Origin of the sequence: Kineosporia mesophila, from assembly GCF_021129235.1 — a bacterium.
In the GTDB taxonomy this organism is placed as follows: Bacteria; Actinomycetota; Actinomycetes; order Actinomycetales; family Kineosporiaceae; genus Kineosporia; species Kineosporia mesophila.
Genome location: NZ_JAJOMA010000001.1, coordinates 55,551 through 78,822, shown reverse-complemented (window position 1 = coordinate 78,822; position 23,272 = coordinate 55,551). Strand labels below are relative to the sequence as shown.

Annotated in this window: 17 protein-coding genes and 1 pseudogene; 10 read left to right on the top strand and 8 right to left on the bottom strand. The window is 65.2% G+C overall.

The window, feature by feature from the left end; translation table 11 throughout:
- Nucleotides 1-9 precede the first annotated feature (9 nt).
- From LR393_RS00345 to LR393_RS36840, 4 genes and pseudogenes are all read right to left on the bottom strand, one after another.
- Nucleotides 10-2,325, bottom strand: coding sequence for a hypothetical protein (locus tag LR393_RS00345; protein WP_231480804.1), 2,316 nt, complete (start codon nucleotides 2,323-2,325; stop codon nucleotides 10-12).
- 529 nt (nucleotides 2,326-2,854) lie between these two features.
- Nucleotides 2,855-3,262 (bottom strand): annotated as a pseudogene (locus LR393_RS36845) (ABC transporter permease); the annotation flags it as partial.
- A 62-nt stretch (nucleotides 3,263-3,324) separates the two neighbouring features.
- Nucleotides 3,325-3,618, bottom strand: coding sequence for a hypothetical protein (locus tag LR393_RS00335; protein WP_231480802.1), 294 nt, complete (start codon nucleotides 3,616-3,618; stop codon nucleotides 3,325-3,327).
- Nucleotides 3,615-3,848, bottom strand: coding sequence for a DUF6284 family protein (locus LR393_RS36840; RefSeq protein WP_345718764.1), 234 nt, complete (start codon nucleotides 3,846-3,848; stop codon nucleotides 3,615-3,617). The genes LR393_RS00335 and LR393_RS36840 overlap by 4 nt, the downstream gene beginning before the upstream one ends.
- Before the next feature lie 184 nt (nucleotides 3,849-4,032).
- Between LR393_RS36840 and LR393_RS00330 the strand changes: the two genes are divergently transcribed.
- The 4 genes from LR393_RS00330 (at nucleotide 4,033) to LR393_RS00315 (ending at nucleotide 9,910) form a co-directional block, all read left to right on the top strand.
- Nucleotides 4,033-4,884, top strand: coding sequence for an AAA family ATPase (locus LR393_RS00330; RefSeq protein ID WP_231480801.1), 852 nt, complete (start codon nucleotides 4,033-4,035; stop codon nucleotides 4,882-4,884).
- A gap of 31 nt (nucleotides 4,885-4,915) precedes the next feature.
- Nucleotides 4,916-5,761, top strand: coding sequence for an NAD(P)-dependent oxidoreductase (locus tag LR393_RS00325; protein ID WP_231480800.1), 846 nt, complete (start codon nucleotides 4,916-4,918; stop codon nucleotides 5,759-5,761).
- Nucleotides 5,762-5,897: 136 nt separating this feature from the next.
- Nucleotides 5,898-9,317 (top strand): NACHT domain-containing protein, encoded by a 3,420-nt coding sequence (locus LR393_RS00320; RefSeq protein WP_231480799.1) that lies wholly within the window; start codon nucleotides 5,898-5,900, stop codon nucleotides 9,315-9,317.
- Nucleotides 9,318-9,664: 347 nt separating this feature from the next.
- Nucleotides 9,665-9,910 (top strand): helix-turn-helix domain-containing protein, encoded by a 246-nt coding sequence (locus LR393_RS00315; RefSeq protein ID WP_231480798.1) that lies wholly within the window; start codon nucleotides 9,665-9,667, stop codon nucleotides 9,908-9,910.
- 118 nt (nucleotides 9,911-10,028) lie between these two features.
- On the opposite strand, the gene LR393_RS00310 is transcribed toward LR393_RS00315, so the two are convergent.
- Nucleotides 10,029-10,268 (bottom strand): hypothetical protein, encoded by a 240-nt coding sequence (locus LR393_RS00310; protein WP_231480797.1) that lies wholly within the window; start codon nucleotides 10,266-10,268, stop codon nucleotides 10,029-10,031.
- Between the two features lie 1,454 nt (nucleotides 10,269-11,722).
- Between LR393_RS00310 and LR393_RS00305 the strand changes: the two genes are divergently transcribed.
- The 6 genes from LR393_RS00305 (at nucleotide 11,723) to LR393_RS34805 (ending at nucleotide 19,695) form a co-directional block, all read left to right on the top strand.
- Nucleotides 11,723-12,199 carry a DUF4232 domain-containing protein gene (locus LR393_RS00305; RefSeq protein ID WP_231480796.1) on the top strand — a complete coding sequence of 159 codons (477 nt, stop codon included), beginning with the start codon at nucleotides 11,723-11,725 and terminating at the stop codon, nucleotides 12,197-12,199.
- A 105-nt stretch (nucleotides 12,200-12,304) separates the two neighbouring features.
- A complete protein-coding gene (locus LR393_RS00300) occupies nucleotides 12,305-12,451 on the top strand; it encodes a hypothetical protein (protein WP_231480795.1) in 147 nt (48 codons plus the stop codon).
- 553 nt (nucleotides 12,452-13,004) lie between these two features.
- Nucleotides 13,005-15,446 (top strand): phosphoketolase family protein, encoded by a 2,442-nt coding sequence (locus LR393_RS00295; RefSeq protein ID WP_231480794.1) that lies wholly within the window; start codon nucleotides 13,005-13,007, stop codon nucleotides 15,444-15,446.
- A 5-nt stretch (nucleotides 15,447-15,451) separates the two neighbouring features.
- Nucleotides 15,452-16,543, top strand: a complete 1,092-nt coding sequence (locus LR393_RS00290) for an acetate/propionate family kinase (protein ID WP_231480793.1) — start codon at nucleotides 15,452-15,454, stop codon at nucleotides 16,541-16,543.
- Nucleotides 16,544-16,806: 263 nt separating this feature from the next.
- Nucleotides 16,807-18,804: a hypothetical protein gene (locus LR393_RS00285; protein ID WP_231480792.1), complete on the top strand. Its 1,998-nt coding sequence runs from the start codon at nucleotides 16,807-16,809 to the stop codon at nucleotides 18,802-18,804.
- 201 nt (nucleotides 18,805-19,005) lie between these two features.
- Nucleotides 19,006-19,695: a cold-shock protein gene (locus LR393_RS34805; RefSeq protein WP_331282890.1), complete on the top strand. Its 690-nt coding sequence runs from the start codon at nucleotides 19,006-19,008 to the stop codon at nucleotides 19,693-19,695.
- On the opposite strand, the gene LR393_RS00275 is transcribed toward LR393_RS34805, so the two are convergent.
- From LR393_RS00275 to LR393_RS00265, 3 genes are all read right to left on the bottom strand, one after another.
- Nucleotides 19,696-21,792 (bottom strand): acyltransferase family protein, encoded by a 2,097-nt coding sequence (locus LR393_RS00275; RefSeq protein WP_231480791.1) that lies wholly within the window; start codon nucleotides 21,790-21,792, stop codon nucleotides 19,696-19,698.
- Between the two features lie 117 nt (nucleotides 21,793-21,909).
- Nucleotides 21,910-22,509, bottom strand: coding sequence for a hypothetical protein (locus LR393_RS00270; protein ID WP_231480790.1), 600 nt, complete (start codon nucleotides 22,507-22,509; stop codon nucleotides 21,910-21,912).
- Between the two features lie 195 nt (nucleotides 22,510-22,704).
- The gene (locus tag LR393_RS00265; protein WP_231480789.1) at nucleotides 22,705-23,250 is read right to left on the bottom strand and encodes a GNAT family N-acetyltransferase; all 546 of its coding nucleotides are present in this window, start codon (nucleotides 23,248-23,250) and stop codon (nucleotides 22,705-22,707) included.
- Between the last annotated feature and the right edge of the window lie 22 nt (nucleotides 23,251-23,272).

Here is a 23,272-nt window from a genome sequence, read left to right as displayed (position 1 = left end):
GCAGTGGGTCTAACTGGCCAGCAGGGCGGGGCCATCGCCGTCCTCCTCGTCCGAGGCCGTGTCCGGATCGGGCCGGCGGTCCAGGGCGTCACGGACGGTGGCCGGGTCGAGTGGGTAGCGGTTCCCGGTCGAGGGCACCTTGATCCCGTGATCCGTCGCCAGAATGCTGCGCAGTTCCTTGCCCGTGAGATCGCGGTAGGGCTTCCAGGCCGGGAACGCCCGGGCCAGTAGCGCTGGCACATCGGCCACCCGCACCGGGTCGGCGCCGAGCACCTGATCGAGGTCGATCAGCAGATCCCTTACCACCGGCCGAATCTCGGTCGGTCGAGCCTTGCCGGTGCCGGGAACGGCTCGGCCTCGGTCGCTGATGAGCTTCAGGGATCGATTGATGATCGGGGTGATCTGGTCGTTCGCCTTGTCGATCTCGATGAAGTACACCTGCACGATATCGGAGCGCTGGCCCGAGAACCCCTTGACCACAGCAGTTCCCCGGTCGGTGCCCGGGATCAGCTCGGTCGCCCGATGCCCGCCCCGATAGGCGCCCTGCCCCAGCAGAGCATCGTTTGCGACGTGATCACCGACAGCGAAAGCGATTCCGTTGGAACAGTTGCGGGTCACGTCCCGCGGAATCGAGTCCTTCGTGGGCGCCTGAGTGGACACGAAGAGATGGATGCCGCGCTTACGGCCGAGCCGAACGATGTCGATCGCGAGCTTCTGAGCTTCCTTACCGAGTTCGGGGTGCTGGAACAGCACGTGTGCCTCTTCCAGCAGGCAGAGCAACGGGTGCAGGCCAACGTCCTTGCTGGCCAGTTCCCGGGTGACCGAGGGCACCTGGAACTTGATCAGCAACTCGCCCCGGGACTGGACTTCGGCATGCAGATCGCGCAGATCCTGCACGATGGCCTCGAGCTTTTCATCTTCGGCGCCCATCACGTACCGGGAGCAGCGGGGCGCGAACGCCTCGAAGTCGAAGTTGGCATCAGGGACCCAGATCCGAAGCTCGGCCGTCGGGTCCAGTGCGGCGCCGGCGAACGACACCCGCGCCGAGGACGACTTGCCCTGACCGGGCATGCCACCGCCGATGGTGTTCCGCTCCATGACCGGCATCGTCACCGGGATACCCCGCAGGGTCTTACCGAACGGGACCCCCTTGAACACGTCGCACTTGCCCTCGGCCAGCAGCGGGTACTCCCCCGCGCCTTCAGCCAGTGCGCCTTTGTCAGCAACCCAGAGGTCCAGGATGCCGGCCTCGCTCCCCGTGGTGGGCCAGACCTCTTTGGCCTGTCGGTATAGGCCACCGGCCAGCGGTGCGCGGCGGGTGGCGATCTGCTCCGCCGTGACGCCGGCGGGGAGACGGACGACCGCGTGGGTGCCTCGGCCGTCGCGGCGGGCGGGGGTGATGAACTGCAAGGGGGCGACCTTCAGCGCGTCCTTGATCTGCGGAATCCGCAGCGCCAACAGCGCTTGAGCGATGGTGTGCTCGTCGATCGCCACGTCGATATCGGCATCGGACGCCGTGGCCAGCCAGGACGGCAGCGGCGCCCGACGACGTCCCTCGTTCCACAACGCGACCAGCACGATCCACGGCGCCGCCATGACCAGTGGGGTCCAGGCGACCGTGACCGCGATCGCCACGAAGTTCACCAGGGCCAGGAATCCATTCACCGGCGCCAGAAGCTCCCCGGCGTCCTTGCGGGCCAGGGCCAGCAGCACACCGAGGCCGAGCAGACCGAAAAACAGCGAGAACGTCCCCACGATCAGCCCTTTGGCCAGGACGAACGGTGCAGCGATCCAATCCATAGTCCGCTTGTGCCGGGCGTTCCGGAACGCCTCGACGCGGGTCTCCCACTCCGACAGCAGTTCGGCGTTGCCGGACAACTCGGCCTGACGCATCATCCGTTGATGACGCGACGTCGTCCCCGCTTCCCATAGCCGTCGAGTGACGCTCAGCGCCCCACCGGGGACGTAGAGAGCATGACGAGCAACCACTTTCGTCGCGGACATGCTCCGCTCGCTCGTGATGACCGCCCGGACCACCTTCACACCGGACACCGAGGCGGACATCGCACCGGACACCCGACCGGACGCGGAAGCGTCCCGGATGGGTGACAACACGCGTCCCTCAAGCACTTCCCTGCCGGACACTCCGGCCGAGGTACCGGAGCCCGGAGTGTCCGACTCCATGTCCGGGCCGTTGTCCGCCTCGGGTGCGGTCGACAGGTGCCGCACCCGCGCCAACTCTGCCGACGACGCAGTGCCATAGTCCGGCGTCTCCTGGTGCCCGGCGTTGCGGGCGGGGTCGTTCGATTCAGCCGCGATGCTCATCGGATGTTCCCCTTCCGTGGGCGGATTCTCAGGCCGCGATGTCTGGTGTCTGGTCGACCTCGGCCGGGGCCAGTGTCGGCGCCCCGGTGGCCGTCGGTGCGATGGAGTTGGTGGCGTTGAGGTGCCTACGGACCGTCCGATCGGTGACACCGGCCTTGGCTGCGATCCGGTCAACGGTCCAGTCCGGGTGCTTGGCCCGAAGCTCGGCCACCTTCGCACCGGTCCCCCGAGTGCTACGTCCGCTGGTCGCCTTGCTCCGACTCGTCTTGCGCTCGGTCCGCGACGGATCCTCCGGGGCCTCAGCCGCGTTCAGATCGCTGTCAGCCTCGGCGGACAGCGTCCGGCGTGCCGGCGTCGGCAGGTCTCCGGCCGAGGCCAGGGCCTCGGCGACCTCGGTCACGGTCTCGGCCGGCCAATCCGTGTGTCGCTCCCGCATCGCGTTCACGATCACGGCACGCTCGGTCCGCGCCTCGGCGGTGTCGAGAGTCGGCACTTGATCGGAGACACGGTCCGGCGCCTCGATCTCATTCACGAGGTGATGCAGCGCGGCCCCCATACCGAGCACGGCCACGGGCAGGCAAGCGACAACGGCCGTGATCCACCACGGAGCATGGACGATGCCAGCCGCTTTCATCAGGTGATAGGCGATCTGACCACCGGCACCGAGGGCCAGGGAACCAAGAGCTGAGGTACGGGCGAACCGAGTCGCCCGCTCGGAATTCCCACCGGAGAGCCACACGTTCAGCGCGTACGCGGCGTAGGTCTCCACGCCGATGGGCAACGTGATCGCCGTATTGATGACGAACGCGTCCGCGATCCCGGGCAGCGGCTTCACCTCGCCGAACCCCGTCATCCCACCCAGCTCAACCCAGCCCGACCAGATCGCAACGAACGCCGGCAGCGCCAGCAACAGAACCGGCCACGCGCGTCCCCTGCGCCGGACACTCTGGACAGCTTCCTCAGCGGACCCGCTCGACAGCTCGATCTCCTTGGCGCTCATCAGCACGTCTCCCCGGTGTCATGAGCCAGAAGCGCCCCGTCGGCGCGACCCGTGTCGATCCCCTGCTGAATCCGGCCGTTCAGACAGCGGGACTCGACCACCCGCGACACCAGAACACCGGTTTCCGGGGTGTTGTCCCTGGTCAGAGCCTGGACTGCGACTGTGACCGGAGGTGCCGCGACCAGCGCGATCAGGTAACCGATGACCACCCGACGCCCCAGCCGGCCCAACGGCCGACGTGCCTCGATCGCCTTCCGAGTAGCGGCCAGGCGATCCGCCTGCACCGCACTCACGCCGCACCATCCAGCGGCCCCGCACTGGCCGAGAAGTACCCACACATCCGGCGAGTGACCTCAGCCTCGGCACGCCGGAGACGTCGCCAGTCCAGGTCATCCGGTCGCGAGTCATGCACTGCAATAACGATTTCCGCGTCGACCACGGCCAGTTCGGCCTCGATCAGAGGCCACTCGGCTTCAATGGCCCGAAGTTCAGCCTTCGTTGGCTCTTCCCGTACCGCCCGCATCTCGATGTCCCCTCGTGATGTTCGGTGAAGCGATGACAGGAAGCTAACAACTGAATGGGACATAGGTCAACTGTTAGGAACAACTGGACTGGAAGATTGCGTTCTACCTGCGACGATGCAACCAATCAGACTGTTAGCATCTGAATGGACGGCGGACGACCGCACCAGACAGGAGGCGCGAAGCATGACCACGGACGGGCACGCCCTGACCCGCGGCGAGGCACTGCACCAGCAGATCGCCCGCAGCATTCGCAACCAGATCCAGGCCGGTCGCCTACGCGACGGAGAGACGCTGAGGTCATCGCGTCAGCTGGCCGAGGACTGGAAGGTCAGCGTCTTCACGATCAACGAAGCCATGAAGGTCCTGGCCGAGGAGGGGCTGGTCGAGAACGTCTCCCGCTCCCGCCGGCTGGTCCGCTTCCAGGGCGAGACCAAGGCGACCCCGTGGCGTCCGTCCACCCCGCAGGTCCTCATGGTTGGAGGCTTCCCCGGATCGGGAAAGACCGAGCTAGCGCGCGTCCTGGCCCGGCTCACCGGATGGCCGATGCTCGACAAAGACACCCTGACGCGTCCCGTGGTCGAGGCAGCGCTAGAGATCTTGGAGCACTCCCCTCACGACCGGGAGTCGTCGGAGTATCAGCAGCTCATCCGGCCTCGGGAGTACGAAGCGACCGAGGCGACCTACCTGGAGAACATCGAGTGCGGGAACAGCGCCATCGTCGCGGCCCCGTTCATCCGAGAGTTCCGGGATAAGGCATGGGTCGACCGCGCTACCGCGTCGATCGCGACGCGAGGCGGTCAGACGACGTTCTTGTGGGTCTACTGCGACCCCGAGACCATGCACCGCTACATGCGCCAACGCGGAGCAGCCCGGGACGCGACCAAGCTCGCCGATTGGCCGGCCTACCTGGAAAGCATCGACCTGGACATGCGGCCTCAGGGCCCGTTCGAGCTGATCGATAACTCGGCCTCTAGCTCCCCCTTGCAGGTCCAGGCGTCGGCACTGGTAGACAAGGTGCTCAGAGCATCAGCCTAGGACGGCTGAAACACCCTGAGCAGGAGGCGTTGTGACGTCAGTTGAAGCGTTGACCGTCGGCATTCTCCACCCTGGGCGGATGGGCGGCGGCATCGCAGCTCAGGCACGCCGCAATGTCGAGACGGTGCTGTGGTGCTCGGCTGGCCGAAGCGAGGCAACGACCCAACGCGCCGAGGCCGGCGGGCTCACAGCCGTCCCCGACCTCGACACCCTGGTCGAACGCTCCGACGTCATTCTGAGCATCTGCCCACCGATGTTCGCCGAATCCGTGGCGACCGAGGTCGGTAAGCACGACGTCAGCGGCCGCATCTTCGTTGAGGCTAATCCGGTCACGAGCCAGCAGCTCAGCCGGATCGCCGAGGCTCTGCCCGGAGCGACCGTGGTGGACGGGGCCGTCATCGGCTCTGTCCCGGGCACGGGCAAGCAGCCGGCGCTCTACGTCGCCGGCCCCCGCGAGGCAACGACCACCCTTGAGTCCCTGTTCGAGGGGACGGATGTACTGGTCAAGGTGATCGGCGAGGAACCGGGCAAGGCGTCAGCACTCAAGTCCGCTTACTCGATCTACCAGAAGGGCGCCCGGGTACTGACAGCCCTGGCTCACGCCCTGGGCGATGAGCACGGGGTCCGGGATGAGCTGATGGCTCTGGCTCAGCAGCGCAGCGGGAGCTACCTCAGCGAACCGGACTACGTGGCCGAGATGGCGGCTATTGCGTGGCGTTGGGCGCCGGACATGGAGGTCGCTGCAGCTGAACTGGACGAAGCTGGATTTCCTGGAGGAGCCATCGCGGCGCTAGGTGATGTTCTCGATACATGGGGCGAGACTCGTAACAACTGGCATCTAACGCCCACCGAGGCCGCCAACATGCTTCGCCGCTGACCGGCACGAAATCCGCACTTGATCAGGTTTAGACACCATCGAAGGCACCTCTTCGCACAAGTCTTCTCCTCTGACACCGTAACCGCATTGGACCAAATCAGCTCATAAATGCTTCGCGCCAAGTAGCATCTCATTCATGGCAATCATCGAGGGACTACTGCTTGACATCGGCACTGAAGTGCTTATGCGCATGGTGGAGGTCCGAGGAAGCAAATACATCAAATCGGGAAAAATAGCGGACCTGCTTTCCCAGGGTTTAAGCATCCGGGACGGCCGCAAGGCCGAGAGGCAACTACAGATGGTTGCCGAAGAAGTCACTGAAAAGCTAGAGCATTTCATTGAAGTAGAAGCGCGAGGAGTCCCTGAAAACGAACTGGAAGCCATGCTTCAGTGCGTGTTATCGAGCTTCCGAAACGAAGATCTCGATCTTCAGGCAATGATAAAGAGCGATCTCGATGCAGTTACAATTGAAAAATTAGTTCTTTCCAGCGCTGACCCAATTCTCAAAAGCGCCACTCTCGATCCGCGAGCAGAGGCGGTCTTTACTCTAGTGGTTCGCGAATGTTCGAACTACTTAATTGAATTGGCCACTGCGCTTCCTAGCCTTCAGGGGCCAGCCTTTCGAGAAGTGCTACAACGCGAGACTCAACTTCTTGAAATGAGTAGGGAGATCTTAAATCGCCTTCCAGAATCGGAAGCCGACAACCAGAACGATCTAGACGATGAGTTTGAACTAAAATACCGTCGTGCCATCGCACGCAAATGGGATCATCTACTCCTTTTCGGTATACAGCTTGACGAGTATACGAGCTCACGATACCCACTTACAGTTGCATACATATCTCTTTCCGGAACCACAGAGTCTGACCTCGCAGTTGAAGGCAGCGGAGGCCCCGAAGGAGAAACTTGCACCACGAGTGCATCCACCGAAACAAACCCTCAGAATCTTGCTGGTGACGAAGCCGACCGTTTGGAGTACTCGATTGCAGAAAGTCCCAGATTTCTAATCAAAGGCGAAGCGGGATCTGGAAAGACAACCTTGCTTCAGTGGCTGGCGGTAGGCTGCGTCCGCCGAAGCTTCGAAGAGGAGAAGCTATCCTCTCTGAATAATCTGATACCTGTGCTTTTACAGCTCAGACTGTTCGTAGGAAAGCAGCTTCCAAATGCCGAGGAGCTGGTGAAATCCACGCTGCCCATGCTCGCAAATCATGAGCCAGCAGGATGGATGAAGCGGCAGCTCGATCGTTCACGCGTTATCTTCCTGATCGACGGCCTCGACGAATTCCCCGAAACGCAGCGTCATGATTTCGAAGACTGGATATCCGAGATCGACGGCCTGTATCCAGATTGCCGCATTGTCATCACATCACGACCAGCCGCTGTCATAAATGGCTGGCGTGAGAGATTAGGGTACTCTGAAACAGAGTTGCTCCCCATGACACCAACCGATATTGATTCATTTATCAGCCACTGGCATGAAGCGGTCCGCGTGCAAGGAGCTAACGAAGAGGAGTCCAAAGAACTTCGGGAGTACGAGAACGAACTAAAACGTCGAGTTGCCACCACTCCTAGCATCCGCAGTCTGGCAACCAGCCCCCTGCTCTGCGCCATGCTGTGCGCCTTGAACCGAGACCGGAAGACACAACTTCCAGAAGATCGGCTGGAACTTTATCGCATATCATTAGAGACTCTTCTTGACAGGCGAGATGTCGAGCGCAAGATCTCTACGAATTCTGTCAAACTTAACTACCAACAGAAGCTCCTGATACTCCAAGATTTGGCCCTCTGGATGGCTCAGTCAGATCAGAGTGATGCCGACATACCTTCAGCCCAAGCTAGACTGGCTGTGAAATTAGCTGTTATCCGCAAAATATCGTACTCACCCTCTCAACTACTCCAATACTTGATCTTGCGTAGCGGCGTCATCCGGGAGCCCTCGGCGGGACGGATTGACTTTATTCACAGGACATTCCTCGAATACCTGGCTGCGCGAGAAATTGTCGAGCAGGAGCAGGTCCCTCTGCTACTTCACAAGAGTGGTGATGATCAGTGGCGGGAAGTCATCGTTCTGGCCTCCGGCCACTCGAATGGGCGACAGCGCGCCGACCTCATCAATGGCTTACTCGATTTGGGAAACAAAGATGAGAAGAGTCGTCATAGGCTTCACTTGCTTGCCGTCGCTTGTCTGGAAACGGCTACCGAACTAGATAAGAACGTCGAACGTGCCGTAAATAAGGTAATGCGCTCACTGGTGCCGCCACAAAACTATACGGACGCAAGGGCTCTGGCATCTGCAGGGGACCTAGCAAGCTCTCTACTTTCAAAAACACCGACTATGACCGCAACCGTCGCTGCGGCCTGCATCCGTGCGCTTGGTCTAATAGGCACCCCCAAAGCGCTAGAAAAACTGGCAGCTTTCGGAAATGACAATCGCAAGACGGTTTCAAAGGAACTCGTTCGCGCATGGTCCAACTTTCCGTTGGATTCCTACGCAGACCAGGTGATGTCCAAGTTCAGATCTGATTTTGAAGTATCAGACATTGACCAAGTAGGTGCTCTTAAAGATCACGCCACCAGCGGCAAGCTAAAATTCTTGGCGCCCTTCGGACAGAGCATCGATTTCTCGGTGATCGAAGGATACCGAGGACGGATCGAGATTAATGCACGACATGTCCAAGTCTCGAATGCCGACGTACTGTGTTCGCTTGGTCAGCTGGAAGCCTTAGATCTCACGCGCACGTCAGGAATTGAAGACTTCGCTTTCCTTGAGGGGCTCGAAAGACTTACGAGGCTTAGGCTATCCAACTTAAACGTTTCCAACGTAGAGAATCTACCCCCAGCCCTAAGAAATCTTGTTCTCCTCGCTACCAATAGTTTGTCTTCTTTGAATGGGCTAGAAAAGGTGCCCAATCTGAATTTTCTACAGATTGCTTCCCACGCGCTGACTGATGCTGCAAGCGTGAGCTCATTAAGAAATTTGCGTGGGGTAGTCATCCTGGCCAGCCCGGACCACTGTCCAGAGGTCTCATTTACGACACAGCAGCTCACATCCTGGGTGCATCTAAACTACATCACAATGAACAACTGGGACTGGCTCAGGGCGCGCCCCCGAGTCATTTCATTGAATAACGTCAAGGGCGAGGCTCCCAGCTGGCCAGAAGAAACCCATAGATTGGGATCCCTAACGCTAATGCGTTCCCCTTGGGATTTACAGACTCTCCAGATACCAAATCACATCGAAAACCTTCGAATCGAACGAACCCCCGTTTCTGATCTTAGCTGGCTGCCTTCTCGAGTTACGAGCTTGACATTGGCGTATTGCTCCGACCTTAGGGATCTCGATGGACTTGAACGAATCCAAGGACTGAGGGAATTGGCTATAGGTCCGCATGACGACCTAGTTTCATTGGCTGCCGTTAATAACGTTGAGGGCCTTCGCTCATTGCGCATCGACTCCGATCTGCTTGACCGACTAGGCGAGGTGCTGCGGGACGATCTAGTCGTTCGAAGAGTGCGTACGCGAAAGCCAGAGCAAGCGGCCCAGACATCAACGTGACCGCCGATTCGAGAATGTCAGACGAGACTCGCAGCGCTAACCAGTGCAGCTCAGGCAACTACAGAATGTCTAAACGCACTGCCGCCCCGGCCGACGGAGGGATGTCAGACCGGGGCGGCAGCGGCCCCGGCTGTGCTTTACGTGCGACTCGTCAGCCGCACCACACCGGGCGCTTGGGTGGCACCGCCCAACCAGGACGTACACCCCGTTCTCCGGAGGAGCGGTGCCATCACCAACAGTACGGCAAGTTCTCTTTGGATTGGAGTGTTTGCCGAATTTGACGTGACTTTATCCATTCACTGGATCGGCGGTACGCCCCGCCGGGAGTCTCTCCTTAGCGTTCCTACGTGGCCGATCTTCAGACGGTGATCGCGGCGAACGTGCGGAGCGAACGCGCGCGCCTCAAGCTGACCCAGCGGCAGCTCGGCGAACGTCTCGGCGTCTCCGGGGACACGGTGTCCGACATCGAATCCGGGCAGCGCACCACCACGGCTAACGACATCCCGCGGTTCTGCGAGGCGTTGGGCATCACCATCACCGAGCTGTTCGCCCGGGCCGAGCCCGACGACCTCGGAGTCATGGGACTTCAATAGGTCGGCCGCGCCTCAGACCTCGGGGTGTCCCTTCGGTCCCCGCTGTCCCCGAACTGCCCTGACCAGCGGTGACTCTCTCAGGTATGGGGACAGCCGACGGGTAGGTGTCCCCACTCAGCTACTCCGCAGCGTTCGGCGGAGCGATCCGGTTGACGGCCTCGGCCAGGTCCCCGACCTGAACCACAAGACCACCGACCGCCGCAGCAATCGTCTCAAGCGTGCGCCCGTGCGCAGCGAGAACCTTGCTCTGCTCTAGCTGCGTCTCCCGCAGCGCGTTCAGCGTCTGTACGTTAGCGCTCTGCACCCCACGGAACTCGCTCACGTCCCGGTCGGCCAGGCTGGCAACGGTCCGCGTCACGGCGTTCTCCTCCCGGAGGCGAGACAGCTCGCTCTCAACAGCAGCCATCCGCGTCCGCAGCTCGTCCAGGTCACTCACGAGACCGAGTTTCCCACGGCCTACCGCCGGCCGTCTGCCCATCGTGGTCAACCTGTGGATAAGAGCGGCTGAAACAGTCGGGGTTACTGTTTCAGCTGCTTGTTCCCAATCCCTTCCAAAGTATGCCGGGGGAGATCGACTCAGACGGGCATCAGAGCAGGTCAGAGACGTATTGGGCCCAAGACTTGAGCCTCCCTCCGGAGGCGAAAGCGCAGGTTCGAATCCTGCCGGGGGCACCACAGAGTGATCAGTACGATGGCCTGCTGACCAGGTAATATCCTGATCGCGGGCCATAGTTGTCTGTCGGGCCGTCGGCGGCCCCGTACTCGACCCCTGGAGTTCGCTGCATGCCGGTCTTGGTGGCTCTTACCTGGGACCGCCCCAGATGAACGACCTGCGCTATGCCAGAGTCGACAGGTAGGACCTCCGTCGATACTGGAAGAAGATCCTCATCAAGGAGACGGCAGAGCAGTGACCGAGCCGAAGGGGTTCTTCGAGCTCGCTGGGTAAGACGATCCTAGACTTCCAATAGTTCTCGATCTTCTGATACTGGACCGCTACAACTTGGGCAGGAAACGAGCAGCATGGCCGACCCGGCGATGGGTCGGACTGGTACTCCTCGTCAATTTGCCCCTCACTCTGCTCTGGACCGGCCCGATGGATGTGAAAATCGCCGCCTTCTGCACCGGCTGGTTGATGTCCTTCACATACTTCCTCTGCTCGTTACCCGGAGTCTTGGCCTACCGGCAACGAGTCTGCGAAAACGGCCTGGTACTTGGTTTCCGCAGTCGCTCGATCGTTCGCTGGGAAACAGTTGATCCGGGGCGGGTATACATCTTCGAGAACTTTCTCTCCGCCGACTTCGCCCTAAGTTCAACTCGCTCACCCACCACGCCGGCTTGGCCGATCGGGGCATCGTCGTCTGCGGGTTCAACCAAGACCGGAACCCGCCCTTCGTGTACTGGCTCATCGGCCCAGCCCACCCGGAGAAGATGGTGGCCGAGATCGAAAAAGTCATGTGCGCATCATGAATCAACACACAAAGCCTGACCGCCAACGCCCAGCGAACCGTCGTCCGGGCCCACCGCGGACGAGACCCCCTCCTGCCCCCGGTACGCGGCCACTTCGATCCCGGCATCGGCCTCCCCGAACAGCAGACCAGGGAGCACCCCGAGACCATGCCCTAGATTGTGGCGATGCGTTCCGTCCGGCCAACAATCCTGCTCGGCCTCATCGCGCTCCTGGCGGGCTGCGGAGAAGTCTCCGCGGACGCAGGTACACCCCCGCCAATCCTGATCCCCGCGACAACAGCCCCGACGACCACCTCGTCCGTACCCCCGACCCAGCCCTGGTACACCACAGAACCAGCGCCGTACGTGGGCGGTTACACCACCCCGGAGACGCCGTACAGCACCGTCACCGACACCACCTGTCCACCCGACGGCTTGACCTTCGAAGTCGGTTTTGGCGATGCGGCAATGGGTTTGCGCGTCACCGGGCTGACCGTGAAGAACTGTAGCTCGACCGTCCGGACGGTGAAGGGCTACCCCGATCTGACCGTGGTCGACGAGTTCCAGCGCCCGCTGGACGTGACGGTCGAACCCGGCGAGGCGGCTGTGACCGGCATGCCGACGCCCCGGCCGAGCTCCTTCGAACTGAAGCCGGGCCAGGAGCTTTCGTCGGTCCTTTCCTGGCGCAGCATCATCACTCTCACTGAGGACGACCGGTCGGTGAAGGCGGGTGGCGTGCGGCTGACGTCCGGAGAGACGGAGCAGGTGTTCATGGCGTATCTGGACATCGGCTCGACCGGCGATGTCTACGTCAGCGCGTGGACCCGGCCCACCACGCAGTAGAGATCGACGATCTGGCCAACTTAGGCTAGCCTAACTTCCGCCGTGATCGTGCACCGCCCCCCGCCGGGGCAGGTGCATGGTCACGGACCAGGAAGGGCGGCGCGGATGGGCGAGCAGGTTCCGGGTGTGGCGCACCTGAAAGACGGCCGCGACCTCTTCTACCTGCGGCGCGAGGGCCCCGCCGACCGTCCCGTGGTCGCGTTCGAGGCCGGGCTGGGCTGGGCGGCAGCCGCAGCTACTGGGCCCATGTGAAGGCGGAGCTCCCCGCAGACCTGGCCACCGTGGCCTACGACCGCTCCGGGCGGGGACGCAGCCCGGCCGCCCGAAGACCACGCGATCTGGCCCGCTGCGCCTCCGAACACGAAAACGATTCCGGTGAACGTCATATGAACAGGGATGACATCACCTGGGATCAACCCGCCATGACTGGCCGCGCTCCAGGCCGCCCACCGCGAGCGCGTTCAGCCCACCGATGCCCGGCCCGTGCTGGCGGACAACACACCTCCCCGCGAAATTCAGCGCACCCTTGGCACTTCCTGCCAGGACCAGTGACCTGGGGCAATCATCGGTAACGGCATCGAAGTGCGGGGCCAGACCTTGGCCACAACCAGCCTGAACGGATGTCCGGACAACCGGATTGCTTGTCCGGCAAGGAAAGTTGACCGTTCTGCCCGGTGGGGGCCACTTGCCGCCGGAGGTGGTGCCGAGTGGCCACCCCGGCCCCGACGAAAGTCCTGTTGGCACTCGCCCGAAGGTTCGGGAAGATCGAACCGGATCAAACAATCCGAGAGGAGCGGTCCAGGCGATGACCGAAGCCATGACCGACGTAACCCCGACCCGTACGGCCCCGGCGGCCGGCGAAAAGCCCCTCACCGATGAGGAGCTCACCGCAATCGACGCCTACTGGCGCGCCGCCAACTACCTGTCGGTTGGCCAGATCTACCTGCTCGACAACCCGCTGTTGCACGAGCCACTGGTAGCTGAGCACATCAAGCCCCGTCTACTGGGCCACTGGGGCACGACCCCGGGCCTGAACCTGATCTACGCGCACATGAACCGCGTGATCAAGCAGCGCGACCTGGACGCGATCTACATCACCGGCCCGGGCCACGGCGGCCCCGGCCTGGTGGCGAACGCGTACCTCGAAGGCACGTACAGCGAGGTCTACTCGCACATCACCGAGGACGAGACCGGCCTGCGAAAGCTGTTCCGTCAGTTCTCCTTCCCCGGTGGTATCCCGAGCCATGTGGCACCCGAGACGCCTGGATCGATCCACGAGGGCGGCGAGCTGGGATACGCCCTGGTTCACGGGTACGGCGCGATCTTCGACAACCCCGACCTGATCGCCCTGACGGTGGTCGGTGACGGTGAGGCCGAGACCGGCCCGCTGGCAGCGAGCTGGCACTCCAACAAGTTCGTCGACCCGCGGCGTGACGGCGCGGTGCTGCCGGTGCTGCACCTGAACGGCTACAAGATCGCCAACCCCACCCTGCTCGCCCGGATCCCGGAGAAGCAGCTGGTGGCGTTGATGGAGGGCTACGGCCACAAGCCGTACCTGGTCACCGGTGACGACCCGGCGCAGGTTCACCAGGCGTTCGCCGCGGCGCTCGAGGCCGCGCTCGACGACATCGAGCGCATCCAGACCGACGCCCGCACCGGCGTCACCCACGAAGAGCCTCCGGCCTGGCCGATGATCGTGCTGCGCACCCCCAAGGGCTGGACCGGCCCCAAGGTCGTGGACGGCCATCAGGTCGAGGGCTCGTGGCGGTCGCACCAGGTGCCGCTGTCCGGCACCCGGAAGGACGACGCCCACCGCGCCCAGCTCGAGGAGTGGCTGCGTAGCTACCGCCCCGAGGAACTGTTCGGCCCGGACGGCTCGCTCCTGCCGGAGCTGGCCGCGCTGGCCCCCGAGGGCAACCGGCGGATGAGCGCCAACCCGCACGCCAACGGCGGTCTGCTCACCAAGGCCCTGCGTCTGCCCGACTTCCGTGACTACGCGGTCGACGTGAAGACGCCGGCCGTCACGTCGAGCGAGGCCACCCGCCAGATGGGCATCTGGCTGCGTGACGTGATGAAGGCGAACCCGACCAACTTCCGGCTGATGGGCCCGGACGAGGTCGCCTCGAACCGGCTCTCCCCGGTCTTCGAGGTCACGGACCGGGCCTGGAACACCGGCACGGTCGAGGGTGACGATCACCTCGACCCGAGTGGTCAGGTGATGGAGGTCCTCTCCGAGCACCTCTGCCAAGGCTGGCTCGAGGGCTACAACCTGACCGGCCGGCACGGCCTGTTCACCTGCTACGAAGCCTTCATCCACATCATCGACGCGATGTTCAACCAGCACGCGAAGTGGCTGAAGACGACGTCGGAGATCCCCTGGCGGCGCCCGATCCCGTCGCTCAACTACCTGCTGACGAGCCACGTCTGGCGCCAGGACCACAACGGGTTCTCACACCAGGACCCGGGATTCATCGACCACGTGGTGCAGAAGAAGGCCGAGGTCGTCCGGGTCTACCTGCCGCCGGACGCGAACACCCTGCTGTCGGTGACCGACCACGCCCTGCGCAGCACCAACTACGTCAACGTGATCGTGGCGGGCAAGCAGCCGGCCCTGAACTACCTGACGATGGACGAGGCGATCGCGCACTGCACGCGCGGTCTGGGTATCTGGCAGTGGGCGTCGAACTGCGACGGCGAGCCCGACGTGGTGCTGGCCTGCGCCGGTGACATCCCGACCCTCGAGACCCTGGCCGCGGTCGACCTGCTGCGTCAGTACGTGCCGGACCTGAAGGTCCGCGTGATCAACGTGGTCGACCTGATGCGTCTGCAGTCGGAGTCGGAGCACCCGCACGGCCTGTCGGACAACGAGTTCGACGCGCTCTTCACCGAGGACAAGCCGGTGGTGTTCGCGTACCACGGCTACCCGACCCTGATCCACCGGCTCACCTACCGGCGGCGCAACCACAACAACATCCACGTCCGCGGGTACAAGGAGGAGGGCACCACCACGACGCCCTTCGACATGGTGATGCTCAACGACCTGGACCGGTTCCGCCTGGCCATGGACGTCATCGACCGGGTGCCCTCGCTCGGCAGCAGCCGGGCCGTGCTCCGGCAGAAGCTCGACGACTTCCGGATCGCCGCCCGGGCCTACACCCGGGAACACGGTGAGGACGCCCCCGAGATCGCCGACTGGTCCTGGCCCTACAGTGACAGCGACGCAAGCGGTAGCACGGAGCAGGAGTAACAACGATGCACGTACTGGTGGTCAACGCGGGCTCGTCGAGCCTCAAGGTCCGTCTCCTCGGGGATGCGGACGAAGTGATCGGCACGGTCGACCTGCCGGCCGACACCTCGGGCTTCGATGTGGCCGAACTGTCTGCGGCACTCGATGATTGGCCGAGACCGCAGGCCGTTGGCCACCGGTTCGTGCACGGCGGCACGCAGTTCAGCGGGCCCGCCCTCATCGACGACGAGGTGATGGAGCAACTGCGGGCCATCACCCCGCTCGCCCCGCTGCACCAGCCGAAGGCGATCGCCGGGCTCGAGGCGATTCGTCAGCTGCTGCCCGACGTACCGCACGTGGCCTGTTTCGACACGGCGTTCCACACCACGCTCGCCCCGGGCGCCTACACCTACGCGGTGCCGGCGCAATGGCGGGAGACTTACGGCATCCGCCGTTACGGGTTCCACGGTCTCTCCCACGCCTACGCGTCGGCCCGGGCCGCGGACCTGGCCGGGCGGCCGGTGTCGGAACTGCGCACGGTGGTGTGTCATCTGGGCGCCGGCGCCTCGCTCTGCGCGGTCGCCGGTGGCAACAGCGTGGACACCACCATGGGGTTCACCCCGCTCGAGGGGCTGGTCATGGCCACTCGCTCGGGCACGGTCGACCCGAACATCGTGCTCTGGCTGCAACAGCAGGCCGGCCTGTCCGCGCAGGACGTGGCCAAGGGCCTCGAGCGCGAGGGCGGCCTGATCGCCCTGTCCGGCAGCAACGACATGCGCGACGTGGAGGCCGGTGTCGAAAAGGGTGACGAGCGCTCGATCCTGGCGCTCGACACCTACGTGCACCGGCTGATCAGCAGCATCGGCTCGATGATCGCCTCGGCCGGCGGTATCGACGCGCTCGTCTTCACCGGTGGTGTCGGCGAGCACTCGCCGATCATCCGCGAGCGGGTCGCTGTCGCTCTCGGCTGGGCCGGGATCACGGTCGACGGTGCCCTGAACAGCCAGGCCCACAGCGACCTGGAGATCAGTTCCGAGAACGCAACGGCGCGCACCTTCGTCATCACCGCCCGCGAAGACCTGCAGATCTCCGGTGAGGTCCGCAGCCTCCTCGGCTGATCCACCACCGCTCACCCGTTCGTGATCAGGCAAGGTGTCCCCGGGACACTTTGCCTGATCACGAACTTTTTATTGCTTGAGGACGCGGATGCGCACCGATAGTGGTCGGCTCACCTTCCAGCCCGCGCGTCCCAGCTGTTCAGCCGAATCTCCCCAGTAACAGAAGTTCAGGGCGTGTCGCTCGGACCATGGTCACTGTGTGTCGAGAGAATGGGCCCCTCATGATTGCTGGGAGTAGCTGAACGCCTGAGGGGGCCACCGCCGTGATCGACGTGGATGTGCTGTCGACCGCGGCAGGACTGCAGGAGTTCGACGCCGCGACCGTGGCCGCGTACTGCCAGACCGACGAGGCCCGGGTGCTGATCGTCCTGGACGAGCACGGTGATCTCTTCACCAAGCGGATCCCCCGCCACCAGGCCCACCCCGCCTCGCCGCGCTACCGGGTACTGCATCCCGACGCCCTGGCCCACCGCATCACCTCCGTCTCCTCGCCGGTCCTCCCGCCGTCGCTGGACCTCACCGACCCCGCCCTCGATGACTTCGGTGACCAGCCGCCCAGTCCTCGGCCCCCTCAGCCGACCGTGACCGCGCCGCCCCAGGAACCTCGTCCTCAAGCATCTCCGCCTCCGGAACCACTGCCTCCGGAGGAACCGCTGCCCGCCGAACCGACGCGTTCCCGCCCGCGGCCGCCGCGCTCCACGCCCCGGGCACGTCGTCCCGAACGCGGTGACCAGGCCCACAACCGCCCTGCCCCGAGCGGTTTCACCAGTGGCGGCTACACCAGCGGCGGCTACACGTCGTCCGGTACGAGCGCTCCGCGCCCGGCGCTGGACCGGAGGCAGGCGCCCGGCCGGAATCCGGCACCCGGCAAGAATCCGGCGCAGCACGAAAACTCCACACCGGCAATGAATCTGCGGACCGAACCAGACCTCCCGACCGGCGAGACCCCGCTTCCCGAGGGCACCTCCGCGACCAGCGATAAGCCCGACCAGGCCCGCGCATCCGGAAAGGCGCGGCCCACTGGCGCTTCCCCGCGCACCCGGCAGTCCCGCAGCTCGGCCGACCGGGCCCCCTGGCAGCCGCCGGCACCGACGTCAGCGGACGACCCGCGCAACGATGCCCCTCGGACACCCGGCTCCGGCCAGACCTTCCGCTCCGACGCCGAAGCCTCTGCCTTCCAGCGTGATTCGCTCCCGTCGCCGATCTCTTCGCCCAGCCCCGAGGCCCCCGCTCCATTCCCCCCGGCTGCGCCGAGCCCGTCCCGCTCAGCACCGCCCCGCTCAGCACCGTCCCGTTCCGTCCACTCACACGTGGCCTCACCGGAGCCGGCCCGACCGCCCTCGTTCCCGCCGCACGTCCCTCCTCACCCCTTCCCCGAGACGCGCCGATCCGGCTCCGGTCCTCAGGACCCGCTCTCCCCGGACACGTATCCGCCGGACCTGTCCCTCTCGGGCCCACCCGCACAGGACCGCGCCTGGGACTCCCCCGCGCCGGACGCACCCCCGTCCCTTCCTTTCGCTCCACCCCCACAGGCGCCGTTCCACGCCGCTTCGTTCCCGCAGATCTCACTCTCACCGACCCCCGCGACCCGCTCTCCACGCAGCGATCCGCCCTCGGACCCGTCGCTCCGCCGGGCGCGCACCCCTCGTGCCCGGCCTCCCCAGCCCGGGTCGGCAGGGCCAGCGCCCCGCCCCTCGCACTCCGCGCCGTCGTCCCGTGCGTCCCAGATCAACCGCGGCCCCTGGGCCACCCGGGCATCACAACCGACCCGGCAGCCGCCCACCGCACCAGGTGAGCCGGGCGCGTCCGGCGCTCCGATCGTCCGCAGTATCCACAGCGGCCACGAGGGACTCGACCGGCTGGAGGTGATTCACTCCCGCGACCCGGAACCCGAGCCCGATCCGCGCATCGCCACCGCCGAGAACTCGCTGCTGGCCTGCGCCCGGGAGGACGATCCGGAGGCCCGGCACGCCCTGGCCTCAGCGGCGATGAGCCATCTCGGCGAGTGCGTGCCCAGCATTCCGCGGGACGGCGCACTGCACACGGCCGCACTTCCGCCCCGGCTGCGATTCGCCCTCACTCTGGCAACACTCACGTTGATCGAGAGCACCGGACAACCCATTGCCCGGAAACTCCTGATCTCCGCCTACGACGATGCGACAGCTCTGGCTCAGGAGTTTCTTCCGTCCCGCCAGGCCGATCTGATCTCCCGCTTCCGGGCATTGGCGTCGGGCCGTTCGGCGGATTTACCGCTGGCCTGAACGGAACCGAAAGCCCACTGGCATCGTTACACCCGCGAAGATACTCGCGAGTCATTTCCGGCCCCCGGCGGAAAGTTCTCACAACCCCCCTGATCAGGCATTCTGTTATCTGGAAGAGTGTCCGCCAGAAGTATTCAGCGAGGACGGATCCGCTATTATCGACCACCTCGCGCACCTGACGACGAGAAGGATGCGACTGCTGTGGCGACAGGAAAGATCTTGCGGTTCGACGAAATTCGTGGGTACGGCTTCATTGCGCCGGACTCGGGTGGGGAAGACGTCTTTCTTCACGCGAATGCGTTGCTTGCGGAAAAACACCAGTACCAGCCGGGCGTTCCGGTCGAGTTCGACGTGATCGAGGGTGAGCGCGGCCTCAAGGCGACGGCTGTGCGGGTGGTCAAGGGCCGTGCGGGAGTTCCCGCGCCGGTCACGAAACCGGCTCCCGTGCCCTCTCCGGCGATGCAGGCTGCGGCCACGCACGGCCCGGCCACCCCGGCCCCGTCGCCACCGGCGCCGACTCCACCGCAGCCGCATCCCTCGTCCTCTGTTCCGGCTGCCCAGCCACACACCAGCGCGGCCAACGGCTCGGTGGCCACTGCCGCCCCACCGATGGTGACCCCGGCCACCGTGGCCGCCGCGTCCCACGCCCCGGCAACGATCGCCCCCCAACGCACGGCGAACGGCGCGAGCCCGGCCCAGGTGCTGAGTGTGATCAACGGTGCTGCTCCGGTCAACGGCGCCGGCCTGGCCCCGCTCACGCCCGACGCCCTCGGTGTCGAGGTGGTGGAGCTGTGCCTGGAATCGGTGCCCAGCCTGACCGGTGAGCAGATCTCCCAGCTGCGCCGGGCGGTGCTCACGATGGCCCGGCGGCACGGCTGGGTGGGCGAGTAACTACTTCAGCCGGAGCTTCTCGCCGAGGATGGGTGCCAGGAACTTGGCGTAGACCTGGGTGACGTGGCTGTCGTCCTGGTAGACGAGCATGTCGCCGACCACGGTCGGGCAGCCCTTCTTCGCGCAGAACCAGGGCATCGTGTCGATGACCGTGCCACCGATGTCCTCGAACATCTCCCGGAGCAGCTTGCGCCGGTCGGGGGCGGTGGTGGCCTGGCGCTCACTGGCGGCGCACTCGGAGATATTGGTGGGCTTGGTCGAAAGGCATTCCGGCACGTTCACCTTCGGCCAGGCACTGTCGTCCAGGTAGACCACCTGGGCGCCCGAGGCCTGGATCGCCTCGGCGTTGCGACGCCAGCCGTCCACCCAGCGCTCGTCCTGTGATCCGTCACCGTTGAGGGCCTCGCCGCCATCGGCGTTCGACGACATCACCACCATGGCCGGCTTCATCTGGTTGATGCGGGCAATGGTGTTCTTCCGCCACTGGACGCACTCGGTGTAGTTACGCTTCACCAGTTCCAGGTAGATCGTGACATCGGCCGCGGTGCAGGCGCTCTTGGTGAAGCTCGCCAGGCGCCACTTCTTCTGCTTCGAGATCTGGTTCATCGCCGGCCACCACTGCGCGGCGTGCGAGTCTCCGAACAGCACCACCTTCTTCTTCGAGGAGGAGTCGCCGAAGTTCTCGCACGAACGCGGGGCGGTCACCCCCTTGAGCTCGCGGTGGCAGCCGTCGAAGTAGACCGGCGGCAGGTCGTGGGCCGCGTTCTCCAGGCTCGGTGTGAGGTTCTTCGGCAGCGCGTCGTTCTCCATGGCCGCGGTGAGCCGGCGCTCCAGCTGCTTCTCGCGGGCCGTCGTGCTGCCGGTCAGCTCCACCCGGCCCGCGTTCACCGTGCCGTGCGGGGTGCGGTCGGGAAGAACCGGCAGCAGCAGCGCCAGCACTGCGGCGACGGCCATCAGGCACAGCCCGGTGATGGCGTTGCGGCCCCAGCCGGAGCGTTCGCGCCCCACCTCGTGCATAGGCCGCTCGACCATCGCGAAGCTGATCACGGCCATCAGGTAGGCGCAGCCGGCGGCGGCGAGCTTCTTGCCGGTGCCGAAGTCCTCGTCCAGCGCGTAGGGGCCGATGAGCAGCACCGGCCAGTGCCAGAGGTACCAGGAGTAGGAGCGGGCACCGACGGCCCGCATCGCGCCGTGGCAGAGAAGACGACCGCTCGTGGCCCGGCCCGCGGCGATGACCAGGAACGCGCCCATCACCGGCAGCCCGGCGTGATAGCCGGGGAACGGGGTGCGCTCGTCGAAGTTCACGGCCGCGGCCACGATCATGATCAGTCCGACCAGCCGCAGCAGGGTGGCCAGGGGGTCGGGCAGCCGGGGCGTGTGGGGCAGGGCGAGGGCGAGCAGAGCGCCGGCCCCGAGTTCCCAGGCCCGGGTCGGCGCGCCGAAGTAGGCCCAGTTGGCGAGCTGGCCGGTGGAGATCACCGACCAGGCGAACGAGGCCGCGGTGATCAGCGCGATCACCGCGACGAAGGCCCAGCGGCGCTTCGCCAGCACCGCCGTGATCACCAGCAGCAGCGGGATGACCAGGTAGAACTGCTCTTCCACGCCGAGCGACCAGAAGTGCTGCAGCGGGGAGGGGAGGTCGCCCTCGCCGCGGTACTGCGTGCCGGTCGCGGCCAGGCGGTAGTTCAGCACGTAGCCGGTGGCCGCCAGACCGTCGGTGGCGATGTCCTTCAGGCGCACCGAGGGCAGCCACCACCAGGCCGCGAGCAGCGTGGCGACGGTCGTCAGCGTGGCCGCGGGCAGCAGCCGCATCGCGCGGCGGGCGTAGAACCGGCCGATGTGCAGGTGTCCCGTCGACTCCACCTCACGGGCCAGATGGCCGGTGATGAGGAAGCCGGAGATGACGAAGAAGACGTCGACGCCCACGTAGCCGCCGCTGAACGCGCTGACACCGCAGTGGTAGAGCACCACCAGGATGATCGCGATCGCCCGCAGGCCCTCGATGTCCGGCCGGAACTCGGGCCGGGCCGCACGAGGCTGGGGATCGATCTTCCCGGGCGAGAGTGTGGTTCCGAGAACCGTCGATGCGAGAGGCACGCACCGGTTATCGACACATCGGGCCCCGGCCTGAGCCCCCACGCGCAGGGCATCCCTGATCCGTTCGGGTGATCCAGGTAGTCAACGCTTCAAGTTCGCGCTGACCCGGACGGGTGGTCAGGGCGCGAGGGTGAGGGTGCTCTTGCGGACCTCGATGTGGGCTCCCTGCGACGTCAGCGAGCGCGACCCGTCGGCCCGGCTCACGCCCACGCGCGCCGCGAAGCCGGCGTCGTGCTTCACCACGGTGCCGGTGAAGCTGACGGAGTCACCGGCCCGCACCTGGTACGGGGACTCCGGCGGCGGGCCGACGAGCTGCACCCAGACCCGGTCGCCCTCGCTACCGACCCAGAACCCCTCGTCCGCGTCCACCGACTGCACCGGCACGGCGCGGGCCGTGGCGCGGTCGCCGACGTAGGTGCCCAGGTCCTTGGTGTTGCCCTCGATCGGCAAGACCTGCTCACCGGTCGAGTAGATGCTGCCGACCGGCTGGCGGCCGTTGCGGGTGGGCCCGGGATCGGCCGGTCGTTCGTCGGGTGCCCCGGCCGATCCGCCCGATGTGGTGGCTGTTCCGGCATAGGGGATCCCGGGGTTGGTCGTCTCGCTCTCGACCGAACCCCTGATGTCGCCGCTGCCGCCGTACCCACGTGCCATGAGGAGCAGCAGGGCAACGCCGGCGAACAGGATGACGACCAGCCAGCCCCGACTGATGGAGTTCACTTCGGCATCGAATCATGTCGGGACACTTGGTGCACATGTCCTTGCCGTCGTGTCTTCCGGGCCGGGAGCACGTCCGGCCCTTCACCGGGCCTTCACGATCCGGCCCCGACCGGGAGGCCGGGGTCCCGGCCAGGGAAGTTCGCGGGATCCGGTCCTGGTTCAGGGGGTGCTCGCGGGGTGCAGGACCACGGCTGTTCAGTCGTGGTCGGGCGGGGCGAGGTAGATCCGCATCGGCAGGTACCGACCGTCCGGGGTGGCCCAGTCCGCGACCCGGCGGTCGGCCTGCTGCCACCCGAGGCGCTCGTACAGGGCCACCGCCGATCCGCCGTCCTCCACCACATCCAGCATCAGAAGACGGTGGTGGTCGCGGGCCCAGGCGCGGGCCTCCCCCAGCAGACGTTCGCCCAGGCGCAGTCCTCTTCCCCGGGCGGCCGGGGTGACGAACAATCTGGAGACGCCCGCCAGTTCCGTTTCGGTCCGGCCGGTGGACCTCGCCAGGGCCGTCGCCGCGGGATCGTCGACACCGGTCACGACGCACAGGTGCCCCAGGACGCGGTCACGGTCGGCTGTCTCCACCGCCACCCAGGCCGCGGCGGTTCCCGGCGGGCTCAGCCACTTCTGCGGATCGTCCGGCCAGAGCGAGGGATAGCCGTCCTGTTCGTGCACGGTGCGCAGCTGTACGGCCGCGGTCGTCACGTCGGCTTCGGTGCGTGGACGCAGGACGACGGGTTCCTGGGGCATCTATCCTCATGGCGGTTCCGGG